The organism is Micromonospora sp. WMMC241 (assembly GCF_027460165.1).
In the GTDB taxonomy this organism is placed as follows: domain Bacteria; phylum Actinomycetota; class Actinomycetes; order Mycobacteriales; family Micromonosporaceae; genus Micromonospora; species Micromonospora humi.
Map to the genome: position 1 here is coordinate 2,143,549 of NZ_JAPZBF010000001.1, position 13,955 is coordinate 2,157,503.

Annotated in this window: 11 protein-coding genes; 8 read left to right on the forward strand and 3 right to left on the reverse strand. The window is 70.7% G+C overall.

The genetic code is table 11. The features are described 5' to 3' along the window. The first annotated feature begins 17 nt into the window (after positions 1–17). From O7598_RS10140 to O7598_RS10170, 7 genes are all read left to right on the forward strand, one after another. A complete protein-coding gene (locus O7598_RS10140) occupies positions 18–1,172 on the forward strand; it encodes a sensor histidine kinase (RefSeq protein WP_269691057.1) in 1,155 nt (384 codons plus the stop codon). Further along, positions 1,169–1,771 (forward strand): response regulator transcription factor, encoded by a 603-nt coding sequence (locus O7598_RS10145; RefSeq protein ID WP_269691058.1) that lies wholly within the window; start codon positions 1,169–1,171, stop codon positions 1,769–1,771. Before O7598_RS10140 ends, O7598_RS10145 begins: the two co-directional genes overlap by 4 nt. Positions 1,772–2,066: 295 nt before the next feature. Further along, complete coding sequence (locus tag O7598_RS10150) at positions 2,067–3,323, forward strand: ABC transporter substrate-binding protein (RefSeq protein WP_269691059.1); 1,257 nt, start codon at positions 2,067–2,069, stop codon at positions 3,321–3,323. 19 nt (positions 3,324–3,342) lie between these two features. Then, positions 3,343–4,296 (forward strand): carbohydrate ABC transporter permease, encoded by a 954-nt coding sequence (locus tag O7598_RS10155; protein WP_269694830.1) that lies wholly within the window; start codon positions 3,343–3,345, stop codon positions 4,294–4,296. Further along, positions 4,293–5,162, forward strand: a complete 870-nt coding sequence (locus O7598_RS10160; RefSeq protein WP_269691060.1) for a carbohydrate ABC transporter permease — start codon at positions 4,293–4,295, stop codon at positions 5,160–5,162. Before O7598_RS10155 ends, O7598_RS10160 begins: the two co-directional genes overlap by 4 nt. 15 nt (positions 5,163–5,177) lie before the next feature. Then, on the forward strand, positions 5,178–6,869 hold the full coding sequence (locus O7598_RS10165) for a CocE/NonD family hydrolase (RefSeq protein ID WP_269691061.1): 1,692 nt from the start codon (positions 5,178–5,180) through the stop codon (positions 6,867–6,869). A 26-nt stretch (positions 6,870–6,895) separates the two neighbouring features. Continuing rightward, the gene (locus O7598_RS10170) at positions 6,896–8,860 is read left to right on the forward strand and encodes a right-handed parallel beta-helix repeat-containing protein (protein ID WP_269691062.1); all 1,965 of its coding nucleotides are present in this window, start codon (positions 6,896–6,898) and stop codon (positions 8,858–8,860) included. A gap of 137 nt (positions 8,861–8,997) precedes the next feature. On the opposite strand, the gene O7598_RS10175 is transcribed toward O7598_RS10170, so the two are convergent. Genes O7598_RS10175 through O7598_RS10185 form a run of 3 tightly spaced genes read right to left on the reverse strand, consistent with a single transcriptional unit; the run spans position 8,998 to position 11,798 of the window. Next, positions 8,998–10,239 carry an MFS transporter gene (locus O7598_RS10175; RefSeq protein WP_269691063.1) on the reverse strand — a complete coding sequence of 414 codons (1,242 nt, stop codon included), beginning with the start codon at positions 10,237–10,239 and terminating at the stop codon, positions 8,998–9,000. 8 nt (positions 10,240–10,247) lie between these two features. Beyond that, positions 10,248–10,526, reverse strand: a complete 279-nt coding sequence (locus O7598_RS10180; RefSeq protein ID WP_269691064.1) for a hypothetical protein — start codon at positions 10,524–10,526, stop codon at positions 10,248–10,250. A gap of 9 nt (positions 10,527–10,535) precedes the next feature. Next, positions 10,536–11,798 carry a YcaO-like family protein gene (locus tag O7598_RS10185; RefSeq protein ID WP_269691065.1) on the reverse strand — a complete coding sequence of 421 codons (1,263 nt, stop codon included), beginning with the start codon at positions 11,796–11,798 and terminating at the stop codon, positions 10,536–10,538. A gap of 153 nt (positions 11,799–11,951) precedes the next feature. Here O7598_RS10185 and O7598_RS10190 point away from each other — a divergent pair, with 153 nt between their 5' ends. Further along, on the forward strand, positions 11,952–13,760 hold the full coding sequence (locus tag O7598_RS10190) for a right-handed parallel beta-helix repeat-containing protein (RefSeq protein ID WP_269691066.1): 1,809 nt from the start codon (positions 11,952–11,954) through the stop codon (positions 13,758–13,760). Positions 13,761–13,955: the final 195 nt, after the last annotated feature.

The window sequence follows — 13,955 nt, forward strand, 5'->3', positions numbered from 1 at the left end:
CGCCGGATACTGGAAGGGTGACCGCTCCCGCACCGCGCTTCACCGCTTCGACGCAGAGAAGGCTGCGCCGGCTCAACCTCGTCACCGCACTGCCGCCTGTGGTGATCGCCGCCGTGGTCCTGGTCTACCTGGACGCGCGTTCCTGGTGGCACGTCGTCGTCCTGGTGCCGGGGGCCGTGGCGGCCCTGGTGGCCTTCGAGCGGTGGGCGGCCAACGACCTCGACCGGTTCGTGCTGCCCTGCGCGGTCGTCGCCGGAGCGGTGTGGCCACTGGGAGTGCTGGTCACCGGCAGTCCCAACGCGTACTGGGGCATCTGCGCGGTCGGTTCGCTCGCCCTGCGCCAGGTACGGCGGCAGCGGGCCCGGGTGATGGCCGGCCTGTTCGCCTACGTTGCCGGCGTCGGGGCGGCGCGGCTGCTGGTGCAGCGCGACGACGTCGGCGAGGTGCTGGTCCGTTTCGTCCTTGTTCCGACCGTCCTCACCGTCGTGGTGGCCCTCCTGACGGTCCTCGGGGAGCGGTTCTACGACCTGATCCGGGAGCTGGAGCAGACCCGTGAGCGCGAGGCGGAACTGGCCGTGGTCCGGGAACGCGTCCGGTTCGCCAGCGACCTGCACGACATCCAGGGCCACACCCTGCACGTGGTGAAACTGAAGATCGCCCTGGCGCAGAAGCTGCTCGACCGGGACACCGCCCGGGTGGCCAAGGAGTTGGCAGAGACGTACGCCCTGGTCAGCGACACCATCGCGCAGACCAAGGAACTCGCCAACGGCCAACGGCGGCTCAACCTCACCGCGGAGATCGAGAACGCCAAGAACCTGTTCGAGGCCGCCGGCATCCGGGTCCGGGTGACCCGGGAGGCCGCGGTCGACGCCCGCACCGGCGAGCTGCTCGGCCAGGTGCTGCGTGAGACGACCACGAACATCCTGCGGCACGCGCAGGCCACCCAGGTGCAGATCACCCTCACCGGCTCGGGCATCACCATCGTCAACGACGGGGTGAGCGGCGACTCCCCGCCGAAGCTCAGGGGGCTCTCCGCGCTGCGGCAACGGGTGGCGGACGACGGAGGCGAGCTGACCGTGCACCAGACCGCCGAGCGGTTCCTGACCGTCGCCGTCTTCCCACCCGCTCGGATCGACGCGGCTTCGACGGCATCGGGGGAGGACGGCCGGTGATCACCATCGTCCTTGCCGACGACGAGGTCCTGCTGCGTTCGGCCCTGGCCGCGCTGCTGCCGATGGAGGGGGAGATCACCGTCCTCGCCGAGGCGCCCGACGGTGAGACGGCGATCGCCGCCACCCTGCGGCACCGGCCCGACGTGCTGGTCATCGACCTGGAGATGCCGGGCGTGGACGGGCTCGGCGCGGTCGCCGAGATCCGTCGCGCGCACCCGGAGCAGGTGATCCTCATGCTGACTCGGCACGCCCGCCCCGGCGTGCTGCGCAAGGCCCTGCGGCTCGGGGTCCAGGGCTTCGTCAGCAAGTCCGCCGAGCCGGCCCACATCACCTCCGTGATCGCCACCCTGCACGCGGGGAAACGCTGGATCGACCCGGACGTGTCCGTGCTCGCCGTGACCGAGGACTGCCCGCTGACCGACCGCGAGGTCGACGTGCTCCGGGTCACGGGTGAGGGCTACTCGGTCGTCGACATCGCCGCCCGGCTGCACCTCGCGCCGGGCACGGTACGCAACTACCTGTCCAACGCCATGCGCAAGACCCAGACCCGGACCCGCCACGAAGCGGCGCGGTACGCCCGCGAACACGACTGGCTGTAACCAGCGCTCGGGGCCGGTCCACGTTTCCGCGCATCCCGCCCGCCGGCGGAGCGGCGTTGTGGCGCGGGCCGCTGACGTGGCCCGGAAGTCGCGCCACTTCCTCCGAAACTTTCGGCGCCGTCCGGGTCGGAAGCCGCGTTGCCGTCCGGCGCTCTCGCTGGCAGCGAGGTCGTTGACGGATGACGGGCGCAGTGAGTAGCCTCAGCGCACCAAATCATCACATGTAAATTTCTCGATAAGTTTCGGAGGCGACGATCTCCGACCACCACCGCTCACGATCACCGATGGAGGGCCGTTGAAACGCGTCCGGACCACCGCAGCCGTCTTCGCCACCGCCGCGCTCCTCCTTGCCGGCTGTGGGGGATCGGATGGCAAGTCCGACTCGAAGACCTTCGAGTTCTGGTCGTTTGCCAACATCAACCAGAAGGCCGACGTCGACGTCTACACGAAGGCGCACCCCGACGTGCGCGTCAAGCTCACCGAGGTGGGCAGCACGACCGAGACGGCGCAGGCGCTCACCGCCGCGCTGGCCGGCGGCAAGGTGCCCGACCTGGTGCTGATCCAGGCCGACGACCTGCCGAAGTTCATGCAGTCACCGGACAACTTCGTCGACCTGACCACCCTGGGCGCGAACGACATCAAGGGCAACTACCTCGACTGGGTGATGGCGCAGTCGACGACCGAGGACAAAAAGATCATCGGCGTGCCGACCGACGTCGGCGGCCTGGCGGTCGCGTACCGCACCGACCTGTTCAAGGCGGCCGGCCTGCCCACCGACCGGGACGAGGTCGCCAAGCTCTGGCCGACGTGGGACGAGTTCATCGACGTCGGCCGGAAGTACGTCCAGCAGACCGGGAAACCGTTCGTGGACAACACGCCGACAAGCGTCTTCTTCCAGGCGGTCAACCAGGGCAGCCAGCGCTACTACAGCGCCGACCGCAAGCTGGACTACGACAACGATCAGGTCAAGGCGGCGTTCGACGTGACGCTGAAGGCCTTCGACGCGGGCATCTCCGCCAAACAGGGTTCGTTCTCGTCCGGCTGGACCGCGGCCATGAAGAAGGGCGACTACGCGGTGGTGTGCTCACCGTCCTGGATGCTCAGCCAGATGAAGACGAACGCTCCCGAGACGAACGGCAAGTGGGACATCGCCACCATTCCCGGGGGCTCGGGGAACTGGGGTGGCAGCTTCCTCGCCATCCCCAAGCGCGCCAAGAACGCGAAGGCGGCCTGGAACTACATCTCCGAGATGCAGTCGCCGAAGGGCCAGCTGGACCACTTCCTCATGCAGGGATCGCTGCCCACCACGCCGTCGGTCTACACGGACCCGCAGCTGGTCGGAAAGACCGACCCGTTCTTCAGCAACGCGCCGATCGGCAAGATCTACACCCAGTCGGTGGTAGGGATCAAGCCCTTCTACTTCGGTCCGCAGGACGGCCCCGTCGGCACCGAGTTCCTCAACACGCTCACCAGCGTCGAGCAGGGCAAGGTGAAACCGGCCGACGCGTGGAACACCGCGCTGACAAATGTCAAGAACGCCGTACGCGAATGACGGTGACGCCTTGACCACCATGCTCACCCCGGCCACGGCCGCACCGGAGTCCCCGGGGCCCGGTCGCAAGCGGCGGATCCGGCAGGGGGTACGGGAGTTCCTGGCGCCGTACGCGTACATCTCGCCGTTCTTCGTGCTCTTCCTGATCTTCGGCCTCTTCCCGTTGCTGTTCACCTTCTACATCTCCCTGTTCGACTGGGATCCGATCGGCGAGCACCGCTTCGTGGGGTTGGACAACTTCTCCGAACTCCTGCACGACCCGCGCTTCTGGGGGGCGCTGCGGAACACGTTCAGCATCTGGGTGCTGTCCACGGTGCCGCAGTTGCTCCTGGCGCTCGGCCTGGCACACCTGCTCAACCACGCGCGGCTGCGGCTGGCCGCGTTGTTCCGGATGTCGGTGCTCGTTCCCTACGTCACCTCGGTGGCGGCCACGACCATCGTCTTCGCCCAGATGTTCGACCGCGACTACGGCATGATCAACTGGTTCCTCGGCCTGCTGGGCTTCGACCACATCGACTTCACGGCGTCGCTGTGGGGCAGCCACATCATGATCGCGACGATGATCGCCTGGCGTTGGACCGGATACAACACACTGCTGTACCTCGCCGCGCTGCAGGCGGTTCCCCGGGAACTGTACGAGGCCGCCGCCGCCGACGGCGCGAGCGGCTGGAGACAGTTCCTGCACATCAGCATCCCCTCGTTGCGGCCGATCATCGCGTTCACCGTCGTGACGTCGACCATCGGCGGGCTGCAGGTGTTCACCGAGCCGCTGCTCGCCAACCCGGTGGGCGGCCTCACGTGCGGGGCGGCCCGGCAGTGCCAGACCGTCACCCTCTACCTCTACGAACAGTCCTTCGGGCAGTTCCACTTCGGCTACGGCGCGGCGGTCGGCGTCGCGCTCTTCGTCATCGTGGTGGCCTTCTCCGGACTCAACTACCTGCTGACCACCCGAATCCGTTCGGAGCGCCCATGAAGCCCGTACCCCCGACCGCCGCGCCCGGGCGGGCCAGGCGGCGCCAGGCCAACCGCGTCCCGGTCCCGGTGTACGCGGTGCTCACCCTCATGGCGCTCGTCAGCGTCTTTCCGCTCTACTGGATGTTCGTGGTGGCGACGACGGACTCCGCCACCGCGACGACGCTCCCCCCGACGCTCACCCCCGGCGGCAACTTCCTGCACCTGGCGGAGCTGGTCTTCACCATCGTGCCGTTCGTGCAGTCCCTGCTGAACAGCCTCGTCGTCGCCACCACGATCGCCGTGGGCCAGGCGGTGCTCTGCGCGTTGGCCGGCTTCGCCTTCGCCAAGCTGTCCTTTCCCGGCCGCAACACGCTGTTCCTCGTCGTCGTGCTGACCATGACGGTGCCGGCGCAGTTGGCCGTGGTGCCGCAGTATCTGATCATCTCGCAACTGAACTGGGTCGACAGCCTGCAGGCGGTGATCGTTCCCGGAATGGTCAGCGCGTTCGGCATCTTCTGGATGCGTCAACACATCGGCAGCACCATCAGCGACGAGCTGATGCAGGCGGCGCGTGTGGACGGCGCGACCACCTGGCAGATCTTCTGGCGGATCGCCTTCCCGATCGTCCGCCCGGCGGCGTACGTCCTGGGGCTGTTCACGTTCGTCTACGCGTGGAACGACTTCCTGTGGCCGTTCATCGTCCTGAAGTCGCCGGAGAACTACACCGTCCAGATCGCCATCAAGGCGCTGCAGCAGAACCGGGACATCGATCTGGGACTGGCCATGTCCGGCTCCTTCCTGGCCACCATTCCGCTGCTGGTGCTGTTCGTCTTCGTCGGGCGCCGTCTGGTGCAGGGAATCATGGAAGGCGCGTTCAAGGGGTGAGATCCCGTGCCGGTGATGACGAGCCTCCGCCACCGACTGTCCGGCCGACTCCGGCGCGTCCGTCGCCACGCGTCCCCCGAGCCCTCGTACGCGTTCTCCGTGCGGCGCAGGCTGCGCGTGCCGATGGACGACGGCGTCGACCTGGTCGCCGACCTCTACCTGCCGGTCGGCCCGGTGGAACCGCCGTTGCCCACTGTCGTCGTCCGCTCGCCGTACGGCCGGCACGGCTCACTCACCCACGCGCCGGCGCTGGCCGGCGAGGGATTCCCGGTTCTGGTGCAGAGCTGCCGCGGCACGGGCGGCTCCGGTGGCATCTTCCGGCCGCAGCTCGACGAGCAGCGGGACGGCATGGCCACCCACCGGTGGGTACGCCGGCAGCCCTGGTTCACCGGCGCGGTCGCGACGCACGGGGAGAGCTACCTCGGCTACACCCAGTGGGCCGTGGCGGGACGGATGTGCCGTGACGATCCCGGGAACGCCCCGGACGCCCTGTGCCTGAACGTCACGATGGCCGACTTCGGCGCGGTCACCTGGAACAACGGGGCCTTCGCGCTGGGCGGCTCACTCGGCTGGTCGCGCCGGATGGTCCTGCGGGGCGTGCGCGGCGCCCTGGTCAGGGCGCGGCTCGCGCGTCGGCCGGACCGGAAGCTGGCCGAAGCCTTCGACGTGCTGCCGCTGTCCCGCGGCGACACCGCGGTCGCGGGCCGCCCGATCGGCTGGTACCAGGACTGGCTGGCCCACGAGAAGCTCTCCGACGACTACTGGACCCGGCAGTCGCACACCGCGTCGGTGCCCGACGTCACCGCGCCCGTCTACATGGCCACCGGCTGGTACGACATCTTCCTTCCCTGGCAGTTGCGCAACTACGCCCAACTCGCCGCGGCCGGTCGCCCGCCGCGGCTCACCATCGGCCCGTGGGGCCACGGCAGCGATCAGAGCCCGTTCCTCGCCGAGTCGATCGCGTTCCTCAAGGAGCACTTCGCCGGCGCGCCCGCGGCCCGGCCGGCGCCCGTGCGCGCCTTCCTCACCGGCGCGGAACAGTGGCACGACCTACCCGCGTGGCCGCCGCCGGGCACCGCCGCGCAGCGGTGGTACCTGCATCCGTGCGGGCTGCTCGACGCGGCCGTCCCCGACGGGGGCAGCACCCGCTACACCTACGATCCCGACCAGCCGACACCCGCAGTCGGTGGTCCCGGCCCGGGCCCGGTCGACAACGGCGCCCACGAACGCCGGGCGGACGTGGTCGTCTTCCGCGGTCCACCGCTGGACCACGCTGTCGTCCTCGCCGGCGAGCCGATCGCCCGGGTCCGGTTCCGCTCGACAGCGGCCAGCGCGGACGTGTTCATCCGGATCTGCGACGTGCACCCCGACGGCCGGTCCATGGGCGTGTGCGACGGCATCCGCCGCATCGGCGGCGTCGGTACCGCGGGTAGCGACCCGCTGCCCGACGAGGACGGTTTCGTCGAGCTGGAGGTGCCGCTGTGGCCGGCGTTCCACCGCTTCGCCGCCGGCCACCGCGTCGCCGTGCAGGTCAGCTCCGGAGCGCATCCGCGCTACGCCCGCAATCCCGGTGGCGGCGAACCGGCCGCCACGGCGACCACCACGGTACGGGCGCGGCAGGAGATCTCCCACGCCGGCGCCCACCCGTCCCGGCTCGACCTGCCGGTGTGGGGTGGACCGGCCGCGAACGTGTCGACAGCTGCGTGAACCACTCGACCAGGAGGGCTTCCCGGATGGCATCCGTATTCCATGTCGCGACCACCGGTTCGGATCGCGCCGACGGCGGCGCGGAGCGACCGTTCCGGACGATCAACCGGGCGGCCGGCGTCGCGCAGCCTGGTGACACGGTGGTGGTGCACGCGGGGGAGTACCGCGAGTGGGTGAAGCCACGCCGTGGCGGTCTCAGCGACTCCCGCCGCATCACCTACGAGCCGGCGCCCGGCGAGCACGTGGTGATCAAGGGATCGGAACGCGTCACGGGCTGGGAACCGCTCGGCGGGACGGTGTGGCGGGCGGTCGTCGACAACGCGCTGTTCGGCTCGTTCAACCCGTTCGCCGAGGAGGTGACCGGCGACTGGATCGTGTACGGCAAGGGTGCGCCACGCCGGCACCTCGGCGACGTCTACCTGAACGGCCTGAGCTTCTTCGAGGTGGCGAGCCGGGCGGAGGTCGACGATCCACCCCGCCGCACCGCTGTCGTCGACCACTGGACCGGGGTGACCCATCCGGTCGGCGATCCGGACCGGACCCAGCTGGTCTGGTACGCCGAGGTCGGAGCGCGGACGACGATCTGGGCCAACTTCCGGGGCGCCGACCCGAACACGGAACTGGTGGAGATCAACGTACGCCGCAGCGTCTTCTACCCGGACCAGCCGCACCTGGACTACATCACCGTCCGCGGCTTCGAGCTGGCGCACGCGGCCAGTCCGTGGGCGCCGCCGACCGCCGACCAGCCGGGCCTGATCGGGCCCCACTGGGCGAAGGGGTGGGTCATCGAGGACAACGTGATCCACGACGCCAAGTGCGCGGCGATCTCGATCGGGAAGGAGGGGTCGACCGGGCAGAACCACTCGGCTCTCCGCGGTGACAAGCCGGGCTACCAGTACCAGCTGGAGTCCGTCTTCGCGGCCCGCCAGATCGGGTGGGACCGGGAGCACGTCGGCTCGCACGTGATCCGACGCAACACGATCTACGACTGCGGCCAGAACGCGATAGTGGGCCACCTCGGATGCGCGTTCTCCACCATCGAGGACAACCACATCCACCGCATCGGCGTGAAACGCGAGTTCTACGGGTACGAGATCGCCGGCATCAAGCTGCACGCGGCCATCGACGTGGTGATCCGGCGCAACCGGATCCACGGCTGCTCGCTCGGCACCTGGCTGGACTGGCAGGCGCAGGGCACCCGGCTCTCCCGCAACGTCTACCACGACAACTGCCGGGACCTCTTCGTCGAGGTCAGCCACGGTCCCTACCTGGTCGAGCACAACATCTTCGGCTCACCCGCCGCGCTGGAGCTGTTCAGCCAGGGAGGGGCCTTCGTCTACAACCTGATCTGTGGCACGTTGCGGCTGGAACCGGTGCTGGACCGTGCCACGCCGTACCACCGGCCGCACAGCACCCAGGTCGCCGGCTACGCGGTGATCTACGGCGGCGACGACAGGTGGATGGGCAACCTCTTCCTGGGCGGCGACCCGGGCGCGGCCTACGCGACGGGCGCGGAGGGCGAGGGGCCGCCGCTGGCCGGCACCGCCGGATACGACGGCCATCCCGCGTCGTTCGAGGAGTACCTGGCCCGCCTCGACGACCAGCCGCCCAGCGACCAGCAGAAGTTCCTCGAGGTGAAACAACCGGTGTACGCCCGCGCGAACGCCTACGCCGCGGGCGCCCGGCCGTTCGACGGTGAGCGTGAGGCGCGGATCCTGGGCGCCGCGACGGCGACAGTCGTCGACGAGGACGACGGGGTCTGGCTCGTCACCGATCTCCCCGCGGCGTTCGACGAGGCCCGTGTGGATGCGATCAACGGCCGGGACCTGGGCCGGGTCCGCTGCGCCGACGCGGAGTTCGAGGAGGTGGACGGCAGCCCCGCCGTGATGGACGTCGACCTGTCGGGCGCACCCCGGCAACCCGGGCGAGACGGTGCCGTCGGCCCGCTCGCGGGCCTTCGATCCGGGGCGCGCCGGACGCGCGTCCTCTGATTCCGTGCCGGCAGTCGGCAGACGACTGTGCCGGCCGCATCAGTTGTGCGGACTTCGAGGGCCTGCTCTCCGCCGACGGCGAGAGCTGCTGCGCCGCCGAACTCCCGCACTGACCCGCCGCAGGGTTCACCATCACGTCAGCCGACCGTGACGCGGAGACCGCGCACCGGCGAGGCAAGGACCAGGGCGAGGCTGAGCACGACGGGAACCGCCAGCACCAGGTACGCGACCCGGGCCCCGTGCGTGTCCGCGACCACCCCGCCGATCAGCGCGCCGAACGGCGTACCGCCCCAGGCCAGCATGCGCCCGGTGGTGTTGACGCGGCCCTGCAGCGCATCGGGTGTGAGCAGCTGGCGCACGGTGATGCCGTTCGCGTTCACGGTCAGGCGCGCCACCGCCCAGACCGCCCACCACGCCACCGCCAGGGTGAACACCGACGTGCCGGCCAGGCCGACGAGGGCCGCGACGAAGAGGACGAGCCCTCCGATGGACACCGTCCCCTGGCCGGCCCAACGGGTGGCTCTGGGCAGGACGACGGCGGCGACCAGCGAGCCGCCTGCGGCGGCGGCGTAGAGCAGGCCGAGGCGCCGGTCCTCCGGGCTCAGGCCGAGCGCCTGGTCGGCGTGGACCACGAGCAGGCCCAGCACGCCGCCGGCGGCGACGTTGAGGCCGAAACCGGCAGCGGTCAGCGTCCGCAGGACCGGCGTCCGCCACAGGTGGCGTACCCCTTCGGCGATCTCGGCCCGGAGCCGGTGGGCCGCCGTCGGTCCCGCGTCCAACCCGGCGCGGATCTGGGCGAGCAGCGCGGCGGACACCAGGTAGGTGACGGCGTCGACGGCCAGCACCAGGGTGGGGTCGGCGATCGCGGCCAGCAGTCCGGCGGCGGCGGGCGCGGCGATCTCCAGCACGATCTCGGTGGACCAGATGAGGCTGTTCGCCCGGGTCACCCCCGCCCTGCCGACGATGCGGACGAAGGCGCCCCACGCCGCGGCGTCGAACCAGCAGAACCCGCAACCCACCCCGAACGCCACGAGGAGCAGGTGCCAGGAGGCCAGCCCGTCGAGCGACGCGGCGACCGGCACGGTGGCGAGCAGGACAGCGCAGCACACGTCCGCGACGATCATCATGCGCCGGCGCCGCAGGCGGTCGGCGGCGGCGCCGGCGAAGAGCCCGAACAGCAGGTACGGCAGGGCTTCGAGCCCGACCACCGCCGCGGTCAGCGTCGGGGACGCACTCGTCCGGTAGACGAGCAGCGGCAGGGCGACGGCGCTGGCCGCGGTCCCGGCCACCGAGATCGATCGGGCGAGGTACCAGAGGGAGAAGTCACGGTGGAACAGCCGGCGTCCGTCGACGCCGGCTGTCTCGACGAGCCGCGTCACGCCCTGCGTCAGGCCAGCAGGGCGAGTTGCCGGTCGTCGATGCCGGTCAGCGCGAGGTGCAGGTCCGCCGCCAGGTCGTCGGCGAGGCGATTCGTCGGCGCGCCCTCCTCGTCCCCGGGGTGGAAGCACGCCTGGCCCCCACCGCCGCCAGGTCCACCGAGCCGGGCCGTCGACCCCTCGCCGTCGTCGCCGGGGAGGAAGCACAGGTTCCCGCCGGGCCCGCCGGGCCCGGCCATCGGTTCGTCGTCCCTGTCACCACGCGCGAAGTGGTGGTCGTCAGCAGACATGTTTTCTCCTCATCGTGTTCGGACCGGACATGGTCGGTCGATCGTCGCCCCCTCCGGCGAGGGCCACAAGTGCCAACCTCGTCCGGTCGGGATGACGGGCACCCCGTGCCGCACCAGGCTGAAGCGCTCCAGCCCCGGGGCGATCGTGGTGGCCACCGCGATCGACGAGCCGACCGGCGCGACCTCACACACGTGGTGGTCGACGCCGCGACGGGCCAGAGCCTGCTGGACGTGCTCCAGCCCCCAGGCCGGGCTGCCGTCGCCGGCCACGTCCGCGCGCAGCGGCACCGCCCGAACCGGGCCGGAGAGGAGTTCCTCGAGTGGCATCAGGGCGCAGCGTCGCAGGGCCGGCCAGTTCGCCAGACGCTGGACCGCGGGCAGGACGGTGGCGGAGGAGGAGAGCGCGCAGACCTGGATCAGCTCGCCGAGGGCACGCGACGCGGCGTCGGTGGCCCAGAGCGACGCGCCGGCCCCGAGCCGGGTCGGTTCGCCGCCGGCCGCCGGGCTGACCGCCAGGTACACCGGCACCTCCAGGTCGGTCGTGACGTCGAGCAGGTGTACGGGTGCGCCGGCTGCCCGTACGGCCTGCGCGTGCAGTGCCCGCAACCCGTCCGGCAGGCCCTCGACCGGCACGAGGTCGACGTCCGGCACTCCGGCGACGTACCAACGGAGCAGCGCCTGGCCGAGCCCGTCGTGTTCGATCAGCTCGCAGAGGCCGTGATAGACGGCCTCCGCCAGGTCGACGCCGGCCGCGGTGCCCAGACTCGACGAGTACCGCAGCAGACCGCGGTACGGCCGGACGTCGTCACCCGGCACCGGCCACCGGTAGTAGCGCGGGTCCGTGAGGAAGGTGGGATAACGGACCTCGCCGTACGAGGCACATGCCGCGACGGAGTCCGGAAACTCCGTCGCCCACCGCCGCACGACCAGATCGGGCTCCAGGGCGGACTGCCCGGCCACGACGCTCGCCGGCAGGAGTCCGGTGACGTCCGTACTCCATCGGCGGTTGTCCCGAGCCGACATGAGATGGCGCTCCAGGGCCTCGAAGTACGCGCTCGCCGCACCCTGCGGGCCCGCTCCCTTCCCCGCACCCACGGCGACCCGTGCCCCGTCCCGGAACAACGCGACGCGCATGGTCGGCGATGCGGCCGGGCCGAGGACCACCGCTCGCGCCGTGAGGCCGAGCCGGTCGATCTCGGCCGAGGCGATCGCGAGGGCGTGCTCCGGGGGCACGGATCGGAACGGCACCGCGATCTCCCCCTGAGTAGTCACCGGCCCGGACTGTGTCAGCGGACCGCATCGATGTCAACGGTCCGGTGGGCCCGGGCCCGCGGTTGGGCAGTGATTGACCACCGTCTGACCTGGAGGGTGAGCACCGATGCGGCCGATCCTCGGGGCATCGACCGCAATCCAGAGGAGAACACCGTGAAACGGATGCTCACCGTCATGCTCACCGCCGCGCTGGCCTCGACGCTCGTCGTCTCGGCCGCGGCGGTGCCCGCGTCGGCTCTCGTGGTACTGCCCTTCGTCGTGGTGACCGCCGCGGACGCCGGTGCCGGCTCCCTCCGCGACGCGATCGTCCAGGCGAACGCGAACCCGGGTCCCGACACCATCGAGTTCAGAATCCCGGGCGGCGGGGTGCAGGTGATCACGCTGGCCGCCAACCTGCCGTCGATCACCGACTCCGTGAAGATCCGGGGGTACACCCAGCCCGGCGCGGCGCAGGCGGGTCCCGGAACGCCGGCCGCGCTCAGGATCGTGCTCGACGCGAGCAACGTCGCCTTCGGCCTCGACCTGCGGGCCGACGACAGCCTGATCGCCGGCCTCGTCATCCGCGGTGCGGCCGGTCCCGTCGCGGGCGCGTCCTGCGCCAACGACGGGCTCTGCGTGGCCGGTGCCGACAATGTGATCCGGGGCAACTACATCGGCGTGGGCTACGCCGGGATGAACCCGCTCGGCAACAACGGCGGCGGCATCGAGGTCGAGGGCGACGGGAACACCATCGGCGGGCCCGCCCCCGAGGACCGCAACGTCATCTCCGCCAACCGGGACAGCGGCATCGCCATCAGCGGCGGGCACAACCTCGTCCAGGGAAACGTGATCGGTCTCAACGCGGCCGGCCTGGCTGCGCTGGGTAACGACACCGGCGTGGAGATCACCGGTGACGGCAACACGATCGCCGCCAACGTCATCTCCGGCAACGTCTTCGACGGCGTGGAGGTGGACCGCCTGGGCAGCACCAACGTCCTGGAGGGCAACCTGATCGGCGTCGCCCTCAACGGCCTGGTGCCGATCGGCAACGGCGACGACGGCGTCGACATCGACAGCGGCAGCGACAACAGGGTGGGCGGTTCCACCACCGATGCCCGCAACGTCATCTCGGCCAACGGCGGCGACGGCGTCCGGCTGGACAGCAACGGCCACCGCGTCGAAGGTAACTACATCGGCCTCGGCGTGGACGGCTTCACCGCGCTCGGCAACGCCGGCCACGGCGTCCTGGTGCACGGCGACGCCCACGTGATCGGCGGCCTCACCGAGGGATCCGGCAACGTCATCTCGGCAAACAGAGGCGCCGGTGTGTTCCTGGAGACCGACGCCGACGAGATCAAGGTGCTGGGCAACACCATCGGCACCGACGCCCTGCTGGCCGTCAACCGTGGCAACGGGGCCAGCGGCGTGCTCGCCAACGGCAGCGGAAACACCATCGGCTCCACCGACCCGAACGCGCCGCCGAACGTCATCGCGTACAACAACGGCGACGGCGTCACCGTCCAGGTCCCCGCGGGCTTCTCCTCGAACGCGTTGGCGCGCAACTCCATCTACGCCAACACCGGGCTGGGCATCGACCTGAACCCGAACGGCGTGACCGCGAACGACGCCCTGGACGTCGACCTCGGCGCCAACGGTCTGCAGAACTACCCCAGGGTCACCTCGGCCACCACGGTCGCCGGCGTCACGACCGTCAGCTGGAGTCTCAACAGCCAGGTGTCCAGCCAGTTCCGTATCGAGCTCTTCGCCAGCGGCGCGTGTGACGGCTCCGGACACGGCGAGGGACGGGTCTTCCTCGGCGACACCGTCGTCACCACGAACGCGGCCGGAAACATCAGCGGCAACACTCCGACCGCGGTGCCGGCCGCCGTCGGTCAACTGGTGGTCGCGACCGCCACCCTGCTGACCGCCGGGGCGGCCGCCGACGCGACATCCGAATTCTCGGCCTGCGTGGCCGTGGTCTGACGTCGCCGGGCCGGGGTGGCTTCGACCGCCCCGGCCCCTCCGCGCAGGCCGCCGGGGTGACGGTGGCCGACACGCCGTCACCGCCATTCGGCGTGCTTCCTGGTCGCGGGGCCGATCCGCTGGGAGCGGTACCAACGGGGCGACGGTCCACACCGTCCGGTCGCTAGACTCCGGGACGAAGTCCGGAACCGCCCA

Excerpts from the sequence above, each read along its gene's own strand:
- O7598_RS10155 (WP_269694830.1), top strand. The coding sequence starts at position 3,343 with ATGCTCACCCCGGCCACGGCCGCACCGGAGTCCCCGGGGCCCGGTCGC.
- O7598_RS10165 (WP_269691061.1), top strand. The coding sequence starts at position 5,178 with ATGACGAGCCTCCGCCACCGACTGTCCGGCCGACTCCGGCGCGTCCGT.
- O7598_RS10180 (WP_269691064.1), bottom strand. The coding sequence starts at position 10,526 with ATGTCTGCTGACGACCACCACTTCGCGCGTGGTGACAGGGACGACGAA.
- O7598_RS10170 (WP_269691062.1), top strand. The coding sequence starts at position 6,896 with ATGGCATCCGTATTCCATGTCGCGACCACCGGTTCGGATCGCGCCGAC.
- O7598_RS10160 (WP_269691060.1), top strand. The coding sequence starts at position 4,293 with ATGAAGCCCGTACCCCCGACCGCCGCGCCCGGGCGGGCCAGGCGGCGC.